Origin of the sequence: Bacillus cereus group sp. MYBK216-1 (assembly GCF_051916495.1) — a bacterium.
Lineage (GTDB): Bacteria > Bacillota > Bacilli > Bacillales > Bacillaceae_G > Bacillus_A > Bacillus_A thuringiensis_K.
The window spans coordinates 870,875-891,613 of sequence record NZ_JBQAGT010000002.1 but is presented as its reverse complement, the minus strand read 5'-3'; the positions used below and the strand labels follow the sequence as shown (position 1 = coordinate 891,613).

Below are 20,739 nucleotides of genomic sequence, written 5' to 3'. Positions count from 1 at the left end.
CCTTTTTTTGTGATATTATATATGAAAAGGAAGGTGATGGATATGTCAACAAATAATCAAGTAGAACAAAACTGCTTCATTTGCAAAAAACATAAAGGAAATATTATAGTTCCAGGTGGAGCTATTTACGAAGATGAACTCGTTTATGTTGGACATGTCCATTGGGATAATGAAGAAACATACCTTGGTTATGTCATGATAGATATAAAAAGACATGTACTTGGCCTTGCTGAATTAACGGATGAAGAAGCAAAAGCGTTCGGACTTATAACAAGTAGGGTAAGTAAAGCGTTAAAAGAAAGTGAGGGAGCAGAACATATTTATGCTTTTGTTTCAGGGAATGGTGTACCACATATGCATATGCACATCATACCGCGTTATCCAAATACACCCAAAGAGTTTTGGTCACCGACTGAAGTAGCGAAATGGAATGGTGCGCCATATGGTGACGCAGAGAAAATCCAAAAACTATGCGAAAGAATACGAAAGTATATGATGAGTGAATATGCATATAACAAATAATAGACAATATTCATGGGTTGGAAATACAGAAATGTGCTTAGGAGAAATTTCAGTTAAGCAATATGGTGATATTGTACTTGGTAAATACGGCGGGAATATAAGCGCCGGAGCAAAAAAGAACGAAGATGGCGCGTTAGTTTGGTCAAATGGTGATTGGGAATTTGCAGCTATATTAGATGGACATAATAGTGCGGAAAGTGTTGATTTAGTAGTAAATACAATCGAAAAAGAATATGAAAATATAAAAGTAATTTTGAATGAACCAATTAATACAGTGTTTCAATCTGTTGAAAATCATATACTGACAATTTTTCAGGCATCTTCATTTAAGGAAAAGTGCAAAAAAATTAAAGGTGAAACAGCTTGCTTACTATGTGTAAGGAAAGAAAATTATATATGGTGGCTTTCTATCGGTGATTGTTTAGTGTATGTATTTCATGAAGAGTTACATAAGTTAGGACAATATGCATTAAATCAACGTCATTTTTACGAATGGATTGGAAATGTAAACACATTTGATTTACCTGTTCCTTGCTATTCATCAGGTATTCGTGAATTACGTACTGGAAAGAACCGAATTGTAATGGTGACAGATGGAGTATTAGAATGCGGGGAACGCCGATATGAAATACCTGTAAATTTGTATAATACTATTAACAGAAATGATAAAACACTTAAAGAAAATATTCACAATGTTTTAGAACACGTGCATCATCAGTTGGGACGTGATAGTGCGACTATAATTAGTTGGGACGTTGAAAATAAAGAGAATGTTACGTATCCGAGTGATCAGCCGGAGAAAATGAAAGTAAGAAAATAAAAGGATAGGTTTTTTTGTCAATTAGAAAAATAACTCTATTAATTTTATGAGTACTATCTACATTCATTTTGAAAAAATAGCAAGAAAAAGGTTATACATCCCGAAGAAAAGGATGGGAAATAGATTGTTGTTGTACAATACATAAAACATGTCTTGATAAAACTACTACTAAAGAAGTAAGCATAAAGAAAATGAAGATATTATCGAAACATTAAAAAATTATATAGTCCACTTTGTTACGAAAACATAATTAATTTAATAGGAGGGAATGCAATGGGCAACTCTACTATTTGGATTATAGTTATTAGTATGATAATTGGAGGATATTTTTTAGAAAAGTTTTTAAGGAAAAAATTAAATATGACAAAGGGAAATGTTTGGATATATAAACATGTAAATGGTTTACATGTAAAATTAGAAATAGGTCTTTTTATCATATATCTTATAGTAAGTTTTATTTATCTGTTCAAAGTAGAAAATGCTAATATAGGAATTGCTGCACTTACTTATTTTGGAGCAATTTCCTTATTACGCGTATGGATGGAATGGAAGTATAACAGAGAAACAAAGGAATATATTCTTTCTATAATTGGATTCTTTGCATTTGTTTTTATGGTTTCAATGTTACTTTATTTTGATCCTCTTTCTACATATTAATATCGTTTTGTTTTTTTATGATGAATATTTAAAAAGAGTAGCTACCATTATTTATCTTGATAGTTACTCTTTTTATTTATAACTTCCTAAAGCTCCTCAAAACAAGATATTCCCACAATCTCCAAGGAAGAATCTTCTTCGCAAAGATCATAAATTTCACACCTTTACCGATTGGATATCGTAAATTTGTACGCTTAGATTCAACAATTTCTACAATTTTATTAGCAACATCTATCGGATTACCAAATGTATCACTACCGCTATTAATATGTTTTTGTATTTTATCCATATACTCTTTGTAAGGAGATGTTGTATCAGATTGGTTTTCAGCTAGTTGTTTCCCAACCTCCCATATGTTTGTGTTATAAGAACCTGGTTCAATTAAAGCAACATCTATTCCGAAAGGTTTTACTTCTAAGCGAAGCGATTCACTCCAGCCTTCTAATGCATATTTTGAAGATACATAAGGAGATAAACCAGGGAATCCAACTTGGCCGCTAATGCTGCTTATATTAATGATTTTTCCACTTCTTTGTTTTCTCATATACGGTAAGACAAGCTGGGTAATTGATATAGCTCCAAATAGGTTCGTTTCAAATTGTTTACGGTATTCCTCTACTGGAATTTCTTCTACAAAGCCGCCATTTGCATATCCTGCATTATTAACAAGTAGGTCTACTTTTTGTATTTCTTTTAAAAATAATTGGAAGTTATGTATAGAGTTTTGATCGGTTACATCTAATTGTTGAATTTTTATGTTTTGTTGTAAGTTGAGTTGAGTAGCTTGAGATAGTAAGTTCACTTGTTTTTCAAGGTTCCGCATTGTAGCGATAACTAAATAATCTTTTTTTGCGAGTTCGAGTGTAGTTAATAGTCCAAATCCACTTGAGGCTCCTGTAATTATTGCGATTTTTTTATTCATTTTCCGCCAGCTTTCTTTTTCTTTTATCATAACGAGTTATGATAAGAAAATCTATTATTCTTACATTCAGTATGAAATCAATTTGTATGTAAAAAAGGGGATTATAGGGAATGAGCGTATATAGAGTAGTGTATATTAATATGATAATGAAATGAGGGAAGAAAAATGGTCCATGTGAAGGATGTATTAGCAGATCAATTGTTGGCGAATGCAAACGATCCTAGTTGGTATATCCCATTTTCAGATGCAGTGAAAGATCTATCTGAGAGGGAAGCTTTCTGGAAACCGAATGAAGAGAGTAACAGTATAGCTGAAATTGTACAACATTTATTGTATTGGAATTCTACGTGGCAAACTAGATATAAAGAATCGAATGTGAATGCTGTGCCCGCTATTGGTGATAATAACAAAAGTTTTATGCTTTCAAATAATCAAACTTTCGATGAATTACGGGAAAAACTACTAGAAAAACTGTTACAATGGCAAAATCTTATAAATGAAGAAAAGGTTGAAAGTGATGTAGTAGGACTTCCTGTTTCTGCAAAGTGGTGGGAAGTGTTAGCGAATGTAACAACTCATAATGCATATCATATTGGGCAAATTATTTACATCCGAAAATTACAGCAGAGCTTTGATAATGAATAAGATAATAGTTCTCAAATTAGGTGAACAAAAGTGGACAAAACGAGACAAATGTCTCATTTTGTCCACTTTTTTATTATGAAAGAAAAGAGAAAACCTATTAAAGCAAGGATTAGAATTTGGCACGGTACTTGCAATATAAAAGACGAACAAGAAAATAGGAGGGCTGGACATGTTAAAAACAACTGAAAGTAAAGGGAATGAAATTACGAAAGAACAAGCTCGTTGGATGTACGAAAAAATGTTAGAGATTCGTAAGTTTGAAGATAAGGTGCATGAATTGTTCGCGCAAGGCGTTTTGCCAGGTTTCGTTCATTTATACGCAGGTGAAGAAGCGGTAGCAGTTGGTGTATGTGCCCACTTAACGGATAGTGACAGTATTACAAGTACACATAGAGGTCATGGACATTGTATCGCAAAAGGTTGTGATTTAAATGGTATGATGGCTGAACTTTTCGGGAAAGCGACAGGATTATGTAAAGGTAAAGGCGGTTCCATGCATATTGCGGATTTAGATAAAGGAATGCTTGGTGCTAACGGCATTGTAGGCGGGGGTTTCCCACTTGCTTGCGGTTCAGCATTGACAGCTAAATATAAAGGAACGAAAGATGTAAGTGTTTGCTTCTTCGGTGACGGAGCAAATAATGAAGGAACATTCCATGAAGGGGTTAATTTAGCGGCGATTTGGAAGTTACCAGTTATTTTTATTGCAGAAAATAACGGTTACGGTGAAGCAACTACCTTTGAATATGCTTCAAGTTGTGATTCTATTGCGGATCGTGCAAAAGCTTATAATATTCCAGGCGTTCAAGTAGATGGAAAAGATCTTCTAGCTGTATATAAAGCTGCTGCAGAAGCAGTGGAACGTGCGCGTAATGGTGATGGTCCAACAATTATTGAATGTATGACATATCGTAATTACGGTCATTTTGAAGGTGAAGCGCAAACATATAAAACATCAGAAGAAAAAGAAGAACATTTAAATGAAAAAGATGCGATTGTGAATTTCCGTAAGCATTTAATTCATGAGGGTTTATTAACGGAATCTGAACTTGTTGATATGGAAAAAGCAGTAGATGATGCAGTACAAAGATCCATTGAATTTAGTGAAAATAGTCCATACCCAGACGATGAAGAATTATTAAAAGATGTATACGTTTCTTACAAATAAGAGGAGGGTGAAAAAATATGACTAGAACAGTAAGTATGTCAACTGCAATTAATGAAGCAATGAAAATCTCAATGCGTCGTGATGAAAATGTAATTTTAATAGGTGAAGACGTTGCAGGCGGTGCACAAGTTGATCATCTGCAAGATGATGAAGCTTGGGGTGGTGTTCTTGGTGTTACAAAAGGGCTAGTACAAGAATTTGGCCGGAATCGTATTTTAGATACACCAATTTCTGAAGCAGGTTATATGGGAGCTGCGATGGCAGCTGCTGCAACTGGGTTACGTCCGATAGCTGAGTTAATGTTTAATGATTTTATCGGTAGTTGTCTTGACCAAGTATTAAACCAAGGTGCGAAATTCCGTTATATGTTTGGAGGTAAAGCAAAAGTACCCGTTACAGTACGTACGATGCATGGCGCTGGTTTTAGTGCAGCAGCTCAGCATTCACAAAGTTTGTACGCATTATTTACGAGCATACCAGGTATTAAAGTTGTTGTTCCTTCCACGCCGTATGATGCAAAAGGCTTATTATTAGCAGCAATTGAAGATGATGATCCAGTAATCTTCTTTGAGGATAAAACACTTTACAATATGAAAGGTGAAGTGCCAGAAGGATACTATACAATTCCATTAGGAAAAGCAGATATTAAACGGGAAGGTTCTGATGTAACAATTGTCGCAATCGGAAAGCAAGTTCATACAGCGCTTGCAGCTGCAAAGCAATTATCGAAAAAGGGGCTTGAAGTAGAAGTAATCGATCCACGATCTTTATCACCGCTTGATGAAGATACGATTTTATCATCTGTTGAAAAAACAAATCGTCTTATCGTTATTGACGAAGCGAATCCAAGATGTAGTATCGCAACAGATATTGCGGCAATTGTAGCGGATAAAGGTTTTGATTTGTTAGATGCACCCATTAAACGAATTACAGCACCACATACGCCGGTTCCGTTTTCACCACCACTTGAAAAATTGTATTTGCCAACGCCAGAAAAAGTAATTGAAACTGTATCAGAAATGATTGGAGACCAATCTTTATTACATGTGTAATAAAACGATGTGAAGGGAGAGAGAAACATGGCTGTAGAAGTTGTAATGCCGAAGTTAGGTATGGCGATGAAAGAAGGTATTATTACGAGCTGGAATATTAAAGCAGGCGATAATGTAGCAAAAGGAGAACTGATTGCTAGTATTAATTCAGAAAAAATTGAAACGGAAATTGAAGCGCCAGTTGATGGTACGGTACTTGATATAGCTGTAAGTGAAGATGAAGGAGTGCCGCCTGGTACTGTAATTTGCTACATCGGTAAACCGAATGAAAAAGTAGAAATGCAGGAAAGCACACATGTTGTAGAAGAAAAAACATCTAATATAGAAGTACAAAATGTACAAAATCAAGAACCAAATGGGAAAGAAGTATCGAAGCAAAGAATTAAAATTTCACCTGTAGCGAAGAAAATTGCAAAGTCTGAAAATCTGGATTTCAAGGCATTAGTTGGTACAGGCCCCGGCGGAAGAATTACAAAGGTAGATGTATTAAAGGCGCTTGAAGAAAGAGTAGCAATCCCAGAAGTACTTGAACAAGAAGAAAGTAAAGTAATTCCTGTTACTGGTATGCGGAAAGCAATCGCAAACCGTATGCAAGCAAGCTTACAAAATAGTGCGCAATTAACCTTAACGATGAAAGTAGATGTTACAGATTTAGTTGCTTTACATAAAGAAATAGCGGAAGTTGTACAAAAACGATACGATAACAAATTAACCATTACGGATTTCGTTTCTCGAGCTGTTATATTAGCGCTTGGGGATCATAAAGAAATGAACAGCGCTTATATAGATGATGCAATTCATCAATTTGAACATGTTCATTTAGGTATGGCAGTCGCATTAGAAAAAGGATTAGTCGTTCCAGCTATTCGCTTTGCAAATAATTTATCTTTAGTAGAGTTGTCTAAAGAGATTAAGGATATGGCACAAAAGGCGCGAGCAGGTAGCTTAAGTAGTGATGATATGCACGGAACGACATTTACAATTAGTAATTTAGGTAGCTTTGGTATTGAATATTTCACACCTGTATTAAATACACCTGAGACTGGTATTTTAGGTATTGGCGCAATTGAATATGTTCCTGTATATAAAGGGAAAAAATTAAAAAAAGGTAGTATGTTACCTTTAAGTTTAACATTCGATCATCGTGTACTAGACGGTGCACCAGCAGCTGCATTTTTACGCACAATTAAATATTATTTAGAAGAACCTATAACAATTCTTTTATAAAGAGAAGGTGAGAGAATGAGTAAATTAGTTGTAATTGGAGGCGGACCAGCTGGATATGTAGCGGCAATTACCGCGGCTCAAAATGGAAAAGAGGTCACTCTTATTGATGAAGCTGACCTTGGCGGAACGTGTTTGAATGTTGGGTGTATGCCGACGAAATCATTGTTAGAAAGTGCAGAAGTGCATGACATTGTGAGAAAAGCGAATGATTATGGGGTTACGCTTAATACAGGAAGTATATCAATTGATTGGGATCAAATACAGGCAAGGAAATCACAAATCGTAATGCAACTCGTCCAAGGAATACAATATTTAATGAAGAAAAATAAAATTAAAGTTGTAAAAGGAAAAGCGAAATTCGAAACGGATCATCGTGTGCGAGTTACATACGGTGATAAAGAAGATGTAGTAGATGGAGAACAGTTCATTATAGCGGCAGGTTCAGAACCGACTGAATTACCCTTTGCTCCATTTGATGGAAAGTGGGTTTTAAATAGTAGCCATGCAATGTCCATAGATCATATACCGAAATCATTATTAATCGTTGGCGGTGGTGTAATAGGGTGCGAGTTTGCAAGTATTTATAGTCGTCTTGGAACAAAAGTTACAATTATTGAAATGGCACCACAATTATTACCTGGTGAAGATGAAGATATCGCACATATTTTAAGAGGAAAACTAGAAACTGATGGCGTAAAAATATGTACAGGGGCAGCTTTAAAAGGATTAAATAGTTATAAGAAGCAGGCTTTATTTGAATATGAAGGAAGTATCCAAGAAGTTAATCCAGAATTTGTTCTCGTTTCAGTCGGCCGAAAACCACGTATACAACAATTAGATTTAGAAAAAGCAGGCATTCAATATTCAAATAAAGGAATTTCTGTAAATGAACATATGCAAACCAATGTATCACATATTTACGCAGCTGGTGATGTAATTGGTGGCATCCAGCTTGCTCACGTTGCCTTCCATGAAGGAACGACGGCAGCATTACACGCGAGCGGAGAAGATGTAAAAGTTAACTATCATGCTGTACCTCGTTGTATGTATACCGCTCCAGAAATTGCTAGCGTTGGTCTAACAGAAAAAGATGCAAAAGAGCAGTACGGTGACATACAAATTGGAGAATTTCCTTTTACAGCGAACGGAAAAGCGCTTATTATTGGAGAACAAACGGGGAAAATAAAAGTTATTGTGGAACCTAAATATCAAGAAATTGTTGGGATTTCTATTATCGGTCCACGTGCAACCGAACTAATTGGTCAAGGAACTGTAATGATTCATACGGAAGTTACTGCCGATATTATGAGAGATTATATTGCAGCGCATCCGACTTTATCTGAAGCGATTCATGAAGCGCTATCGCAAGCAGTAGGGCATGCTGTACATGCTTAAATGGAATTATAATAAACCACTATTCTCTAAATGAATAAGAGAATAGTGGTTTGAGTTTTTACGGAAGAAATTGAATATCCTATTATTTTTTTACGTCAATAGCTGAAGTTTTATCGTTCCATTCAGGAGCTAAATTAGCAGTTTTACCATACCAATCAGCGTGTTTAAATACAACACCTTTTCCATATCCTTGTGTAGAAGTATGCTCCCAAAGTGTCGTTGAATAACTTGCAGAAGGTGAAGCCGTACTTACAGAAGAAATTCTGTCGTTCCAGCTAGAAGGTAAGTTTTTAAAGCCACTGCTCCAGTAAATGTATTGTCCACCTTTATTTATATGTTCATAAAAATCAGTACTACCAGCGCCGCTACCTAAAGGATTAATTTTATTTTTAAGTGCTTTTTTATCCTTTTCAATATAAGCATCCAATGTTTCTCTACTAGTAAAACCGTAAGCTAACCAATCTCCATTTTCATTTTGCTCTGGTAATACCATAGTAATTTGGATGTCTTTTTTATCTTGATCACTTAATTTTGTAAGTGAATTAACGTTCTGTTCATCCACTTTTAAATAATCAAAAGACTTAATTGTGTTACTTTTTTCTTCAGCACTTGCTACTCCTAGTCCTCCAGTTAATGCAAATCCCGCTACTAATGTACCTGCTACTAATTTCTTCAACATATAACCATCCCTTTTTGTTTGGATTTTTGTACAGGTGAATCTTGTACAGCTAAAATGTATTATAATTTTATACTTTTGTAAATATTCTGAAGTTTTAGAAATAATAGGCGGAATATTTACAGTTTTACATTTTTTCTTTAGAAAAAATAGTTATTGGAATGATATAATAAGTGGATATATTGTTTTTACTGGATGTAAAGATGTTTTAGGAGAGGTGTCATTGAAATATTTTACAAGAGATTGGTATAAAAAAATAAATTTTTAGAATTTTTAAGTTTTATAGAGTCTATAAAAGAATGGTCGGAAATGGATATACAAAGTTTAAAGGAAGAAATAGAGGAAAGGAAAATAGATTTATTAAAATTCCTTCCTGAATCGATATACTCAATTATACAAAACATCACAATTAATTCAGAGTACCCATCAGGTGAATTGAAAAAACGTATGCGAGAGTGGTCAACAGATTATGAGAAAAGAGTGGAATAATTAGATCAATCATACGTAGAATATTTTAATTCCATTGAGAAAAAACTTCCGTCAAATGTTGTTCAGTTACACAAGACATCACTACAAGATAGTGTAATTAAAGTAGTAAAGAGAAAGTCAGAAGATATTTTGTCTATCATATTAGATTGCATTGGTACTTTTAGTGAATTTGATAAACTTGAAATAACTTTTATCCCGCATTAACGGGCAGTAAGACACCCACCTCAAAATGCAGCGAAAGCAAAGAAGTTAGGTGGGAATTAACTGCCCGTAAAAGCCCGATTGGTTAGAGCTAATAATCAGTGGGAAATGAACAAAACCCCCACTGATTAAAGTTTCACTTTATAGGAGTAACAAAGTGTTCTATGCCGGAAAACTTTGAAAATGCTTGGTGGTTATATCATGAAATAGCTCTTACTGAAGATGGTTTTGAACTAGGTGTTTGATTTGACTCTCCATTTAGAGAAGTGACGATTTGCGCGGCAGATGTATTACTTGTGAAGAAATAATGTTGTATGGAGTATTACAAACGTTTGACATAATAAAAAAATAAAGTTATTGTAGATACATGAAGTCTACAATAGGAGCTGTATTATGAAATATTCTAAAGCTACAAATTATGCTCTTCATACAATGCTTTTTCTGGCAAAGGCTACACCAAATAAGTTAGTTAGTGTTCACCAATTAGCAGAAATGCAACATGTGTCACCAACGTACTTGTCTAAAATACTAACTAAGTTGACGAAGGAAGGGATGATACATTCATCATCTGGTCCAAAGGGCGGTTACTCGCTTAGTAAGAATTGGGAAGATATTTCATTTTTAGATATTATACATGCAATTGAAGGTAAAACATCATTGTTTGAATGTTGTTTACATGACAAACCTGGATGTTTAATTAATGAAGTAATGCTTGCAGCAGAAGAGAAAATGGAAGAAGAGTTACGAAATCAAAAAATCGTAGATCTTGCGAAAAAAATAAAAGTGGATTTTTAATCTGCTTTTATTTTTAAATTAATTAAGGATAAAAAGACTCTTTGATATCTTTAATTGTAGTTAGAAAATGATATGAAGAAGGAGAGAAGATGATGACTAAATTTTGGAATGATCGATATAAATCAGATGAATATTTTTACGGGGAAGAACCTAATACATTTATTAAAGAACAAGCATTTCGTTTAGCAAATCACAATAAAGTAATAGCTTTCGCGGAGGGAGAAGGTAGAAATGCTGTATTTCTAGCAAGACAAGGGAACGAAGTAACAGCTATTGATTATTCGGAAGATGGATTAGAGAAGACAAAAAAATTGGCAGAGAAGCATAACGTAAACGTGCATACAAAAAAAGTAGATTTATTAGCTGATAGTTTGCCAGAAAATGAATATGATGCAGCAATTATGGTATTTGGACATTTTCATGATGATTATAAAAAAATGATATTAGGTAAAATGATACAAACGATAAAGCCTGGTGGTTTAATTATGTTTGAAGTTTACTCAAAAAAACAAATAAACTATAGTACTGGTGGACCAAAAGATGTTGATATGCTGTATGATCCAATTGATATCCTTACTTGGTGTGAAGAACATAAGGTAATTCATTTCTTTAATGGCGAACAAGAGCGAATTGAAGGGAAAGGGCACACTGGTTTAGCTGATGTTATTCAAGTTGTTATTAGAAAATTATTATAAGTGTTAATGAAAGTTAAATGTATGAATGTAAAAGACCAGTCATGTAAGACTGGTCTTTCTATTTAGATACTAAATTATCAAGCTTCCAATATGTATCTGTTAACGGCGCTGCTTTGCTATCTATGTATAAATACATATTATTTAAATCTTTTGGTGAAGTTTTCATATTAAATTCAATGTCAGTAGTTAAAGAAAATTCAGATGGAACTTTTTTAGCATTTTCATTTTGTATAACTTTACCTTCGTATTTTTCACCCGTTTTGTCATCTTTTATGAAATATTTTATTTCTGAAAGATCTATCGTTTGTCCGTCAACACGAGCGTTATTTATAGTAACGCGAGCTGTGAGACGCCACTCTTTGTCTATTTTTTCGAATTTAGCATTTTCAACAGTTGCTCTATAGTATTCGTTTTTAAATATTTCCCCATAGTGCATTGCATTCTTTTCGAGAGCGCTCTTTTCTTGTTTTGATGTAGTATTGCTATTACATCCTGTTAATATTCCAGTAAATAATAATGCTGTACATGTCGTTTTGATTAATGGTTTCATAGTAATCCCTTTCTGTATTAAAAAGTAAAACATAGGAATAATTTTACATCAATAGGAAGGTGAATGGAAGTGTTTTTGCGTAATATACAGATATATATTTATTTGGTTGTCAAGTTAACAGGATAGAAAGAGGGAGAAGACTGTATAAAACGGAATAAATAAGAATTGAAAATATTGTAAAATGGAAGAGGCATGCATATAATTAAAATAAAGTTTAAGTTTCTGAATCTTCAATAACGGTGGTGATGACATGTTTACTGAAGAGCGTCGAGAGAAAATTTTAGAGCTACTTAATACAGATGGAAGAGTAATCGCAAAGGATCTTGCGGAAAGATTTGATATGTCTATTGATTCTATAAGAAGAGATTTGTCTATTATGGAAAAGGATGGTTTATTAAAAAGAACGCACGGAGGTGCAATTGAACTTACGCGAGTGAGAAACTTAGCTGCGGAACCAGCTAAACGTTATAGTGATAGCTCAATGTATGAGGACACAATTGCAAGAGTTGCGGTATCTTATATACAAGAAGGTGATTCAATTTTTATTGGTGGGGCTTCCGTTCATAATGCGATGCTGAAATATTTACCAGAAGTATCATTTACGGTTATTACGAATTCTATAGAAATAGCTGGTTATCTACGAGAATATAAGAATATTGATACGTATTTAATTGGCGGAAAAGTAAAACCTTCAGGGAATATTACTGATACACTTGCCTCTGAATTGATAAGTAGATTTTCTATTGATCTTTATTTCTCTACAGGTGGAGGCATTTCATTACAAGGTATTAGTACTGCAACACCTGAAGTTGCTTATTTTAGTAAAAGAGTAAGTGAAATTGCTAGAAGAAATATTTGTTTAGTTCCACATAATAAACTTGGAATAGATTGTTTTATAAGAGGAGAGTCTCTAAAAGAAATTGACATTATTATAACTGACGAAGAGGCTAGTAAAGAAACTGTTCAGGACTTTGAGAAACAAGGTAAACAAGTTGTAATAGCGCCATTATATTCATTTGAAAGGAGTTTGACATGATTGTAAAAGAGCAAGAGTTTTATATAAATGGATTAACTTATACAATTCGTTCTGCAGCTGAGAAAGATGCTGAGCAGTTATCGAAAATTAGAGTTCAGATTGATGGAGAAACTGAAAATATGGATAGAGATGCTGGAGAGGGATTTATAGATAATCTAGGATTTCAAAAAATAATAAAAACAGATAGTGAAGAGACTAAGAATCTCTTTTTAGTTGCAGAAGTGCACAATCGAATCGTTGGATTTTCAAGATGTGAAGGATCAAATTTTAAGAGATTATCTCATAAAGTGGAGTTTGGCGTTTGCATTTTAAAAGAGTTTTGGGGATATAGAATGGGGAAGAGCCTATTACAACAATCTATTAAATGGGCTGACGAAAATGCAGTGAATAAAATATCTTTACAAGTATTAGAGACAAACGAGAAAGCTATTCATCTTTATAAAAAATTAGGTTTTGAAGTAGAAGGCATTTTGAAAAATGACAAAAGACTATCGGATGGAAAGTATTATAATACGGTAGTGATGGGAAGATTTACTAATACTTTTCATGAAAGAGGTGAAGAAGTATGTTTTACAGAAGGAAGTACTATGTAGTGAAAAATGAATTCATAGAAGTATTTAATGATCATTTCAATAATACGAACGTACCTAATCAATTAAAGCATGGTTCTAGGCTAATAGGACGCTGGATGAAAGATAATAAGAATGGTACGTCTGAAGTATTTGCCATATGGGAATATGATAGTTATGAACAGTATAATGAAATAGAATCGAAAATTAGAAGTGATGAGAGGCATATTAAAGGAATACATGAATGGTATGAAAACCATGGCGGGAAAGAATATGTTTTACAGAAGTACATAGTAGAGATGAAAAATGAAGAGTTAGTATGTACTGTAAAGTAACAGAGGGTGAGGGATAATAGAAATTAGAACAAAATTATATTTTAGTTTAGCATCCACTATTTTATTTGCAATAGCCGTGATTGTTTTCTTTATAAATGGTAATCCACAAAAGTGGTTTTGGTTATGTATTTTCTTTGCGTCCATTATACAAAATATAGTGCTACTAAAAAAGAATAAAGAAATGCATTAGGATATTCAAATTATTAACATATTTGTGTCGTCTTTCTAGTTTTATTGAAAACGCTTTTATTCAGTTTTATAATAAAAGTATGTTTTATAAATCTCCAAAACAATTAAAAGGGAGATGATACAATGTTAGCTTCACCGTTTTACTTACATACATGGAAAAAGTTTATTGATGAAGGAGTCCTTGATTCGAACCGTATAAACGAAAGAATTTCAGAATCATGGTACCGATGTAAACAAGCAAATGTGAATCCTCATATGAGTAAAGGTCAGAAAATTTTGTCTTCTGTTTTTTTTCAAGAACAAAAGAAAAAGAGTGAAATTTTCCTTGATATAGCATTACCTCAAATACAAAATATGAGAAAAACCATTGATGAACTACAAATGATGGCATTATTAATCGATCCAGATGGTTATGTTCTATCGTTAAGTGGAAATAAACAAACGTTAAAGCGAGCGAAACATATTAATTTTATTGAAGGTGTAAAATGGACGGAAGCAGCTGTGGGGACAAACGCAATAGGAACAGCGCTAGAAATTGAAGAAGCTATTATGATAAGTGGTACTGAACATTACTCCGTGGTATCTCATAGCTGGAGTTGTGCGGCTGCTCCCATTCATAACGATGACGGGAAATTAATTGGTATTCTAGATTTCTCCTGTCCAATTGAATTTTCACATCCATATATGCTCGGTATGGTAACTTCAATTGCACATGCGATTGAACGTGAATGTAGCATAAGAGTTCATCAAAATGAATTACACTTAATCCATCGTTTTTTAGATGTCATTGATAGTGATGAACAAGTAGTTATTTGTAATCATCGTGATGTTATCGTTTCTGCGAGTAAGAGCGTTCGGGAACGAGTAACTAATTGGTCAAGAATGAAACTTGAAGAGTTAGTGCACCATGGATTGGAAACTAAATTAGAGATACCGGTATATAGTAATGAAAGAATGATCGGGAAATGTATGTATTTAAAGGAAAACAAACAAATGAATACATATTCTACTCTCACATTTATAAAAGGAATTACTTTTCCAGGAGTTACCGGGACAAGTAAAGCATTTCAACACACACTAGAAGAAATTAAGCTTGTTTCACCGACTGATGCTAGTGTGTATGTATGTGGTGAGACAGGAGTAGGAAAGGAATATGTCGCGAGAGCGATTCATGAAAATAGTCCAAGAAAAGACGGGCCCTTTATAGCTGTAAACTGCGGTTCTTTGCCTAAAGAATTAATGGAAAGTGAATTGTTCGGTTATGCTGAAGGTGCATTTACAGGTGCGCGACGTCAAGGATATAAAGGGAAATTTGAACAAGCAAACGGAGGAACATTATTTTTAGATGAAATTGGTGAAGTACCACCAGAGATGCAAGTAGCATTATTGCGTGTTTTACAAGAACGTACAATAACTCCAATAGGAAGTTCAAAAGAGGTACCAGTAAATATTCGTATTATTACTGCCACACATAAAGATTTACTACGGTTAGTAGAAGAAGGGAAATTCCGTCAAGATTTATATTATCGTTTGCACGTTTATCCGTTATATGTTCCATCGTTAATAGAAAGAAAAGAGGATATCCCATATTTTATACAACACTTTTGCGAACGGAAGAATTGGAATGTTGTATTTCCAAAGAGTATATACAATCAATTTTTACAACATACATGGCCCGGAAATATTCGGGAACTAGTAAATGTATTAGAACGTATTTACATTTTGTCGCAAGGACGGGAAATATGCGAAAAGCAAGTCGCTTTTTTGCTGCAAACAATGATGGGAAATCAACAACAACTTGAGTTACAAGTTGAAACTAAAACAGAACAGACATTACATTTTCGCGAAAAAATACAGCGTGATAGCATGATTGAAGCATTACAAAAGACAAATGGAAATGTTTCGTTAGCTGCAAAGCTATTAAATGTACCCCGTAGTACATTTTATAAACGAATGCAAAAATATAAGTTATAAAATAGATTTTTGTAATCTACTTTTTCTTTGTGGGCTCATGTTCTGTCGGAATGTGCGCTTACCGGGGAAATAATAGAATTGTTAGAAATTAATTTCCGGAAGGGGGACTTATGTGAAGTATATTGAAATTGGCATCGGGAATAGGTGGTTTGTTCGAACAGAAACCGAAAATAAAGATGGAACTGAATTTGAAGAACGAGGTATTATAAAACCTATTTATTTTGAGTCTTTATACGTACGTATTTGGTTTCGGAAAACTTGTTTTATTTTTGATACGAAAGAGGGTTTTAAGAAAGATAAGAAGAGAAGGGTTGAATATAAATTTATTGTTGGAATTGTGAGTAGGATGGCTGAAGAAAAAGTGCGCTAATTAAAAACATGTAAAGTAAAAGTGGTACTCAATCTATTGAGTACCACTTTCAGTATTTGAAGATTTTTTAGTGGAAATCTTAATAGCTCTTTCATATATTTCTTTATCAATACAAAATTTTTTTGTTATCCAATAAGTAAGTTCAGAAGGGCTAAGGATATGTTCCATTTTCCCAGTCAATAATTTTAGTTAAAGTCTCCCACTTTATTCTTTCTTGATGAGCTTTAATAAGTTTATTTGAAAAATGTAAGCTAAGCGGTTGTTTTATAGTATTTAAAAATGATAGAAATTTGTTTGCAAGTTTTTCTTGCGACATGTTCTTATCCTTTCTATATAGAAGTTTGTATTAAGAATATTATGCAATAAATATCAGAAAATATAGTTATTAATAGATTAGGAGAGAATTATATGTCGATGTGGCTATATTATAAAAAAATCCGGGAGCAATTAGGACATGAACTAATATTCATGCCAAGTGTAGCTGCAGTTATTAAAAACGAGCAGGGAGAAATCTTATTTCAATATCCTGGCGGAGAATACTGGAGTTTGCCAGCTGGAGCAATTGAACTTGGGGAAACTCCAGAAGAAGCAGTAATTCGGGAAGTTTGGGAAGAAACAGGATTGGAAGTACAAGTAAAAAAACAAAAAGGAGTATTTGGAGGAGAAAAGTACCGCCATATATATCCGAATGGTGATGAAGTAGAATATATTGTTGTTGTGTTTGAGTGTGAAGTTACTAGTGGCGAGTTGAAATCGATAGATGGTGAATCGTTAAAACTAAAATATTTCTCTTTATCTGAAAAGCCCCTTTTAGCATTGCCTTACCCAGATAAAATATTTTTATAGTTGTAAAATAGCACACCGTATTTATTGCAGGTGTGCTATTTATATAACCCCGTCGTATACATCTCCGTCAACGAATACACAATCTCCTCTAAGTTAATCTTTTTGTCGTTTTGCATAATAGTCCAAAGAAACGATTCATTCATCGCGAACCAACCGCGTGCTACAATCTCTTTATTTAAATTAGGTTGTGCCAATCCACTTTCTTGAGAGTATGTAATATCCTGTTTAATGCTTTTTATAAAACGTTCCCGAATCTCATCCCATTTTTGCCGTATTTCTCTTGATAATCCTATCGCTTCCTCTACAACTTGCAAAATAGCGCGTTCTTCATTTGCTAATTGCAGGAATGCTCTAACTTGATTTTGGATCATTATACGTGCTTCTTCTTTTGTTTGTGGAGAAAAAGAGCGTTCAGCGATATTATAAAAACGATTCATAACATCTTCCATTAAACTAATTAGGAAATCATCTTTGTTTTTGAAGTATACATATGCTGTACCATATCCGGTTTCTGCATGTTTAATAATTTGTGTAATTGTCGTTTTTTGAAATCCGTTACGTATAAAAATAGTGTAACCAGAGTGTAATAGTTTCTTCTTCGTTTCTAAGGAGCGGTGTTTTCTTGATGAAAGGGTACTGTTTTTCAAAGAATCACCTCTTTATACTGAAATATCTGAAAATATAACTGTATTGTAAAAGAAATTCATATATAAAGTCAACTGACATAATATCATTGACGTCGTATCAATTGAGGTGATATATTTCAATTAGTTAGAATAAAAAGAAAATTAAGAGAAGGTGACACCATGTATAAAGAACTATTTCAACCGAATTATGAATATGCGCTTGAATGTGATAAACATGATGAACTGAAAGATTTTCAAACTGAATTCTATAAAAAAGAAGGAACGATATATTTAGATGGAAACTCATTAGGACTACTTTCAAAAAGAGCAGAGAAATCGTTACTTATTTTGCTAGATTCATGGAAAGAGTATGGCATTGACGGCTGGACAGAGGGTGAGCATCCGTGGTTTTTTCTCTCGGAGAAATTAGGTGAGTTGACTGCACCTCTTATTGGAGCTTTACCAGAAGAAACCATTGTAACCGGTTCCACGACGACGAATATACACCAAGTGATTGCCACATTTTATGAGCCGAAAGGAATACGTACAAAAATTCTTGCGGATGAATTAACATTCCCATCAGATATATATGCACTTCAAAGTCAAATTCGTTTAAAAGGATTAGATCCAGATGAGCATTTAGTAAGAGTGAAAAGCAGAGATGGTAGAACACTTTCTGAAGAAGATATTATCCATGCGATGGAAGATGATATCGCTTTAATTTTATTACCTTCTGTTTTATATAGAAGTGGTCAAATTCTTGATATGAAACGTTTAACAACGGAAGCTCATAAATGCGGCATTCACATTGGATTTGATTTATGCCATTCAATAGGATCTATTCCGCATCATTTCAAAGATTGGGATGTCGATTTTGCTGTTTGGTGCAATTATAAATATTTAAATGCAGGACCGGGTAGTGTTGCAGGCCTTTATGTAAATAGTAAACATTTTAATAGACTGCCAGGATTGTCTGGATGGTTTAGTTCTAGAAAAGATAAACAGTTTGATATGGAGCATACATTAACAGCTGCTGATCATGCAGGTGCTTATCAAATTGGTACACCGCACGTATTAAGTACAGCACCATTAATTGGTTCACTTGAAATTTTCAAAGATGCTGGTATTGAACGTTTACGTGAGAAATCTTTACATATTACGAGATACATGCTGAATTTAATTGGACATGAATTAAAAGATTTCGAATTTACAATTGGAAATCCATTAGAGGATGAAAAACGAGGCGGGCACATTTATTTAGAGCATGCAGAAGCAGCACGTATATGTAAAGCACTAAAAGCAAATGGAGTAATTCCAGATTTTAGAGCGCCAAATGGGGTGAGACTTGCGCCGGTCGCTTTATATAACACATACGAAGAAGTGTGGAAATCTGTACAAATATTAAAGAAAATTATGAAAAATGAAGAGTATAAGCAGTTTGAAAATAAGCGAGAGATTGTGGCATAAATATGAAAACATCAGAGTGGATTGATATTTCACAACCGCTAAATAATAATATTGCAACGTGGCCAGGAGACACACCGTTCTCGTATGAAGTTTCATGGTCAAAAGAAGAAAGTGGCTCAGTAAATGTCGGAAAGTTAACGATGAGTATTCATACAGGCACTCATATTGATGCACCATTTCATTTTGATAATGATGGAAAGAAAGTATTGGATTTAGATGTTCAAGTTTATGTTGGCCCAGCACGGATTATTGACGTTTCTAATCTTGAAAGCATCGGGAAAAAGGAATTAGAAAGCTTTCATTTAGAAGGTGTAGAACGATTATTATTACGTACATCTTCACATGGAAAAGCTGAAGAATTTCCAGAGGTGATCCCTCATTTACGTGCAGACATAGCGTCGTTTCTTTCAGAGAAAGGTATTCGTTTAATCGGAGTAGATGTACCATCAGTTGATCCGCTAGATGATAAAGAATTAGCAGCGCATCATCAATTATTTAAACATGGAATTCATATTTTAGAAAATGTCGTACTAGATCATGTAGCAGACGGTGATTATGAACTTATTGCATTACCACTTGCATTAACTGATGCAGATGGAAGTCCAGTTCGAGCCGTTATTAGACCAATATAAGTAGAATCATATAAAAGGGGCGTTTGGCTAATATGAAAGAAAATGAAAAAGTAATTATGGAAAAAGGGATTCATACGGATTTTAAAGAGAATATGAAGTATGGGGAGTATTTACAATTAGATAGTTTACTATCTTCTCAAAAAAGATTATCGGACCATCATGATGAAATGTTATTTATCGTTATTCACCAAGCAAGTGAGCTTTGGATGAAGCTCATTTTACATGAGCTAAATGCGGCGGTTGAATCTATTAAACAAGATAAATTACAACCAGCTTTTAAAATGTTAGCACGTGTATCAAAAATTCAGTCTCAAATTATTCAATCTTGGGATATTCTTGCGACATTAACACCATCAGAATATATTGAGTTTCGTGATTCACTCGGTCAAGCTTCAGGTTTTCAATCGTATCAATATCGTATGATTGAGTATGCACTTGGCTATAAAACGCCACACGCATTAAAAATTTATGAAAAGGATCCAGAATTACATGCACGACTTCATAAAGCGCTACATGCACCAAGTCTATATGATGTCGCGATTCAAGCATTAGTAAAAGAAGGATTCCCTATTCATAAAGATGTGTTAAACCGTGATATTACGCAGCCTTATGAAGAAGATGCAACAGTAGAAGCAGCATGGTTGGAAGTGTATGCGGATGTGAAAAAATATTGGAATTTATATCAGCTTGCTGAAAAATTGATTGATATTGAAGACTGGCTACAACAATGGCGTTTCCGTCATATGAAAACAGTAGAAAGAATTATTGGGCATAAAATGGGTACAGGTGGATCCTCCGGTGTTTCTTATTTAAAGCGAGTACTTGATCAACAATTCTTCCCAGAGCTTTGGAATGTTCGTACGAAATTATAAAAATAAACC

General features: G+C 34.0%; 24 protein-coding genes and 2 pseudogenes. 21 read left to right on the top strand and 5 right to left on the bottom strand.

All coding sequences use genetic code 11. From position 1 onward, the window contains the following. Positions 1 to 21: 21 nt before the first annotated feature. From ACTFRH_RS10020 to ACTFRH_RS10010, 3 genes are all read left to right on the top strand, one after another. On the top strand, positions 22 to 522 hold the full coding sequence (locus ACTFRH_RS10020) for an HIT family protein (protein WP_157464237.1): 501 nt from the start codon (positions 22 to 24) through the stop codon (positions 520 to 522). Next, a complete protein-coding gene (locus ACTFRH_RS10015) occupies positions 506 to 1,342 on the top strand; it encodes a PP2C family serine/threonine-protein phosphatase (RefSeq protein WP_000548333.1) in 837 nt (278 codons plus the stop codon). The genes ACTFRH_RS10020 and ACTFRH_RS10015 overlap by 17 nt, the downstream gene beginning before the upstream one ends. A gap of 273 nt (positions 1,343 to 1,615) precedes the next feature. Beyond that, the gene (locus tag ACTFRH_RS10010) at positions 1,616 to 1,999 is read left to right on the top strand and encodes a DUF4181 domain-containing protein (RefSeq protein ID WP_000528451.1); all 384 of its coding nucleotides are present in this window, start codon (positions 1,616 to 1,618) and stop codon (positions 1,997 to 1,999) included. 76 nt (positions 2,000 to 2,075) lie between these two features. Here ACTFRH_RS10010 and ACTFRH_RS10005 read toward each other — a convergent pair whose 3' ends face one another. Then, positions 2,076 to 2,921: an oxidoreductase gene (locus ACTFRH_RS10005; protein WP_001034806.1), complete on the bottom strand. Its 846-nt coding sequence runs from the start codon at positions 2,919 to 2,921 to the stop codon at positions 2,076 to 2,078. A 165-nt stretch (positions 2,922 to 3,086) separates the two neighbouring features. Between ACTFRH_RS10005 and ACTFRH_RS10000 the strand changes: the two genes are divergently transcribed. The 5 genes from ACTFRH_RS10000 (at position 3,087) to lpdA (ending at position 8,408) form a co-directional block, all read left to right on the top strand. Then, on the top strand, positions 3,087 to 3,566 hold the full coding sequence (locus tag ACTFRH_RS10000) for a DinB family protein (protein ID WP_000233784.1): 480 nt from the start codon (positions 3,087 to 3,089) through the stop codon (positions 3,564 to 3,566). Positions 3,567 to 3,735: 169 nt separating this feature from the next. Further along, positions 3,736 to 4,734, top strand: a complete 999-nt coding sequence (acoA, locus tag ACTFRH_RS09995; protein ID WP_000921275.1) for an acetoin:2,6-dichlorophenolindophenol oxidoreductase subunit alpha — start codon at positions 3,736 to 3,738, stop codon at positions 4,732 to 4,734. 17 nt (positions 4,735 to 4,751) lie between these two features. Then, positions 4,752 to 5,786 (top strand): acetoin:2,6-dichlorophenolindophenol oxidoreductase subunit beta, encoded by a 1,035-nt coding sequence (acoB, locus tag ACTFRH_RS09990; RefSeq protein ID WP_000198898.1) that lies wholly within the window; start codon positions 4,752 to 4,754, stop codon positions 5,784 to 5,786. Positions 5,787 to 5,813: 27 nt separating this feature from the next. Beyond that, positions 5,814 to 7,013, top strand: a complete 1,200-nt coding sequence (locus ACTFRH_RS09985; RefSeq protein WP_000257793.1) for a dihydrolipoamide acetyltransferase family protein — start codon at positions 5,814 to 5,816, stop codon at positions 7,011 to 7,013. A 15-nt stretch (positions 7,014 to 7,028) separates the two neighbouring features. Beyond that, positions 7,029 to 8,408, top strand: a complete 1,380-nt coding sequence (lpdA, locus tag ACTFRH_RS09980; protein ID WP_000041209.1) for a dihydrolipoyl dehydrogenase — start codon at positions 7,029 to 7,031, stop codon at positions 8,406 to 8,408. A gap of 82 nt (positions 8,409 to 8,490) precedes the next feature. Here the strand turns inward: lpdA and ACTFRH_RS09975 are convergent, their stop codons facing one another. After that, positions 8,491 to 9,087 (bottom strand): hypothetical protein, encoded by a 597-nt coding sequence (locus ACTFRH_RS09975; RefSeq protein ID WP_000914454.1) that lies wholly within the window; start codon positions 9,085 to 9,087, stop codon positions 8,491 to 8,493. 220 nt (positions 9,088 to 9,307) lie between these two features. Here ACTFRH_RS09975 and ACTFRH_RS09970 point away from each other — a divergent pair. From ACTFRH_RS09970 to ACTFRH_RS09955, 4 genes and pseudogenes are all read left to right on the top strand, one after another. After that, positions 9,308 to 9,762: pseudogene (locus ACTFRH_RS09970) on the top strand (DUF4085 family protein); the annotation flags it as partial. 152 nt (positions 9,763 to 9,914) lie between these two features. After that, a pseudogene (locus ACTFRH_RS09965) lies at positions 9,915 to 10,082 on the top strand (DUF4085 family protein); the annotation flags it as partial. A gap of 85 nt (positions 10,083 to 10,167) precedes the next feature. Next, entirely contained in the window at positions 10,168 to 10,569 is a 402-nt protein-coding gene (locus ACTFRH_RS09960; RefSeq protein ID WP_000877645.1) for an Rrf2 family transcriptional regulator, read from the top strand. An 89-nt stretch (positions 10,570 to 10,658) separates the two neighbouring features. Next, complete coding sequence (locus ACTFRH_RS09955) at positions 10,659 to 11,264, top strand: class I SAM-dependent methyltransferase (protein ID WP_003301475.1); 606 nt, start codon at positions 10,659 to 10,661, stop codon at positions 11,262 to 11,264. Between the two features lie 58 nt (positions 11,265 to 11,322). Here ACTFRH_RS09955 and ACTFRH_RS09950 read toward each other — a convergent pair whose 3' ends face one another. Further along, a complete protein-coding gene (locus ACTFRH_RS09950) occupies positions 11,323 to 11,814 on the bottom strand; it encodes a hypothetical protein (RefSeq protein WP_000803254.1) in 492 nt (163 codons plus the stop codon). A 250-nt stretch (positions 11,815 to 12,064) separates the two neighbouring features. Between ACTFRH_RS09950 and ACTFRH_RS09945 the strand changes: the two genes are divergently transcribed. The 5 genes from ACTFRH_RS09945 (at position 12,065) to ACTFRH_RS09925 (ending at position 16,287) form a co-directional block, all read left to right on the top strand. Further along, positions 12,065 to 12,850 (top strand): DeoR/GlpR family DNA-binding transcription regulator, encoded by a 786-nt coding sequence (locus ACTFRH_RS09945; RefSeq protein WP_000493641.1) that lies wholly within the window; start codon positions 12,065 to 12,067, stop codon positions 12,848 to 12,850. Beyond that, positions 12,847 to 13,443, top strand: coding sequence for a GNAT family N-acetyltransferase (locus ACTFRH_RS09940; protein WP_000635684.1), 597 nt, complete (start codon positions 12,847 to 12,849; stop codon positions 13,441 to 13,443). Before ACTFRH_RS09945 ends, ACTFRH_RS09940 begins: the two co-directional genes overlap by 4 nt. After that, positions 13,416 to 13,754, top strand: coding sequence for an NIPSNAP family protein (locus tag ACTFRH_RS09935; RefSeq protein ID WP_000499996.1), 339 nt, complete (start codon positions 13,416 to 13,418; stop codon positions 13,752 to 13,754). Before ACTFRH_RS09940 ends, ACTFRH_RS09935 begins: the two co-directional genes overlap by 28 nt. 312 nt (positions 13,755 to 14,066) lie before the next feature. After that, positions 14,067 to 15,917 (top strand): sigma-54-dependent Fis family transcriptional regulator, encoded by a 1,851-nt coding sequence (locus tag ACTFRH_RS09930; RefSeq protein ID WP_000881382.1) that lies wholly within the window; start codon positions 14,067 to 14,069, stop codon positions 15,915 to 15,917. A 112-nt stretch (positions 15,918 to 16,029) separates the two neighbouring features. Continuing rightward, the gene (locus tag ACTFRH_RS09925; protein WP_000873843.1) at positions 16,030 to 16,287 is read left to right on the top strand and encodes a DUF3977 family protein; all 258 of its coding nucleotides are present in this window, start codon (positions 16,030 to 16,032) and stop codon (positions 16,285 to 16,287) included. A 151-nt stretch (positions 16,288 to 16,438) separates the two neighbouring features. On the opposite strand, the gene ACTFRH_RS09920 is transcribed toward ACTFRH_RS09925, so the two are convergent. Further along, positions 16,439 to 16,603, bottom strand: coding sequence for a hypothetical protein (locus tag ACTFRH_RS09920; protein WP_003301482.1), 165 nt, complete (start codon positions 16,601 to 16,603; stop codon positions 16,439 to 16,441). 92 nt (positions 16,604 to 16,695) lie between these two features. Between ACTFRH_RS09920 and ACTFRH_RS09915 the strand changes: the two genes are divergently transcribed. Then, a complete protein-coding gene (locus tag ACTFRH_RS09915) occupies positions 16,696 to 17,133 on the top strand; it encodes an NUDIX hydrolase (protein WP_000063189.1) in 438 nt (145 codons plus the stop codon). Positions 17,134 to 17,168: 35 nt separating this feature from the next. Here ACTFRH_RS09915 and ACTFRH_RS09910 read toward each other — a convergent pair whose 3' ends face one another. Continuing rightward, complete coding sequence (locus ACTFRH_RS09910; protein ID WP_000798546.1) at positions 17,169 to 17,780, bottom strand: TetR/AcrR family transcriptional regulator; 612 nt, start codon at positions 17,778 to 17,780, stop codon at positions 17,169 to 17,171. A gap of 159 nt (positions 17,781 to 17,939) precedes the next feature. On the opposite strand from ACTFRH_RS09910, the gene kynU reads away from it, so the two are divergent. From kynU to kynA, 3 genes are read left to right on the top strand one after another with little or no spacing between them, the layout of a single operon-like run. Next, a complete protein-coding gene (gene kynU, locus ACTFRH_RS09905) occupies positions 17,940 to 19,226 on the top strand; it encodes a kynureninase (RefSeq protein ID WP_000276252.1) in 1,287 nt (428 codons plus the stop codon). 2 nt (positions 19,227 to 19,228) lie between these two features. Next, complete coding sequence (gene kynB / locus ACTFRH_RS09900; protein ID WP_000858074.1) at positions 19,229 to 19,858, top strand: arylformamidase; 630 nt, start codon at positions 19,229 to 19,231, stop codon at positions 19,856 to 19,858. Between the two features lie 32 nt (positions 19,859 to 19,890). Continuing rightward, entirely contained in the window at positions 19,891 to 20,730 is an 840-nt protein-coding gene (gene kynA, locus ACTFRH_RS09895) for a tryptophan 2,3-dioxygenase (RefSeq protein WP_000661941.1), read from the top strand. Positions 20,731 to 20,739 lie beyond the last annotated feature (9 nt).

Excerpts from the sequence above, each read along its gene's own strand:
- ACTFRH_RS09935 (WP_000499996.1), top strand. The coding sequence starts at position 13,416 with ATGTTTTACAGAAGGAAGTACTATGTAGTGAAAAATGAATTCATAGAA.
- ACTFRH_RS09940 (WP_000635684.1), top strand. The coding sequence starts at position 12,847 with ATGATTGTAAAAGAGCAAGAGTTTTATATAAATGGATTAACTTATACA.
- kynA (WP_000661941.1), top strand. The coding sequence starts at position 19,891 with ATGAAAGAAAATGAAAAAGTAATTATGGAAAAAGGGATTCATACGGAT.
- ACTFRH_RS10005 (WP_001034806.1), bottom strand. The coding sequence starts at position 2,921 with ATGAATAAAAAAATCGCAATAATTACAGGAGCCTCAAGTGGATTTGGA.
- kynB (WP_000858074.1), top strand. The coding sequence starts at position 19,229 with ATGAAAACATCAGAGTGGATTGATATTTCACAACCGCTAAATAATAAT.
- ACTFRH_RS09920 (WP_003301482.1), bottom strand. The coding sequence starts at position 16,603 with ATGTCGCAAGAAAAACTTGCAAACAAATTTCTATCATTTTTAAATACT.
- ACTFRH_RS09985 (WP_000257793.1), top strand. The coding sequence starts at position 5,814 with ATGGCTGTAGAAGTTGTAATGCCGAAGTTAGGTATGGCGATGAAAGAA.
- ACTFRH_RS09960 (WP_000877645.1), top strand. The coding sequence starts at position 10,168 with ATGAAATATTCTAAAGCTACAAATTATGCTCTTCATACAATGCTTTTT.
- ACTFRH_RS09975 (WP_000914454.1), bottom strand. The coding sequence starts at position 9,087 with ATGTTGAAGAAATTAGTAGCAGGTACATTAGTAGCGGGATTTGCATTA.
- ACTFRH_RS10020 (WP_157464237.1), top strand. The coding sequence starts at position 22 with ATGAAAAGGAAGGTGATGGATATGTCAACAAATAATCAAGTAGAACAA.
- ACTFRH_RS10015 (WP_000548333.1), top strand. The coding sequence starts at position 506 with ATGCATATAACAAATAATAGACAATATTCATGGGTTGGAAATACAGAA.
- ACTFRH_RS09950 (WP_000803254.1), bottom strand. The coding sequence starts at position 11,814 with ATGAAACCATTAATCAAAACGACATGTACAGCATTATTATTTACTGGA.
- ACTFRH_RS10010 (WP_000528451.1), top strand. The coding sequence starts at position 1,616 with ATGGGCAACTCTACTATTTGGATTATAGTTATTAGTATGATAATTGGA.
- ACTFRH_RS09945 (WP_000493641.1), top strand. The coding sequence starts at position 12,065 with ATGTTTACTGAAGAGCGTCGAGAGAAAATTTTAGAGCTACTTAATACA.
- kynU (WP_000276252.1), top strand. The coding sequence starts at position 17,940 with ATGTATAAAGAACTATTTCAACCGAATTATGAATATGCGCTTGAATGT.
- acoA (WP_000921275.1), top strand. The coding sequence starts at position 3,736 with ATGTTAAAAACAACTGAAAGTAAAGGGAATGAAATTACGAAAGAACAA.
- lpdA (WP_000041209.1), top strand. The coding sequence starts at position 7,029 with ATGAGTAAATTAGTTGTAATTGGAGGCGGACCAGCTGGATATGTAGCG.
- ACTFRH_RS09930 (WP_000881382.1), top strand. The coding sequence starts at position 14,067 with ATGTTAGCTTCACCGTTTTACTTACATACATGGAAAAAGTTTATTGAT.
- ACTFRH_RS09915 (WP_000063189.1), top strand. The coding sequence starts at position 16,696 with ATGTCGATGTGGCTATATTATAAAAAAATCCGGGAGCAATTAGGACAT.
- ACTFRH_RS09955 (WP_003301475.1), top strand. The coding sequence starts at position 10,659 with ATGATGACTAAATTTTGGAATGATCGATATAAATCAGATGAATATTTT.
- ACTFRH_RS10000 (WP_000233784.1), top strand. The coding sequence starts at position 3,087 with ATGGTCCATGTGAAGGATGTATTAGCAGATCAATTGTTGGCGAATGCA.
- acoB (WP_000198898.1), top strand. The coding sequence starts at position 4,752 with ATGACTAGAACAGTAAGTATGTCAACTGCAATTAATGAAGCAATGAAA.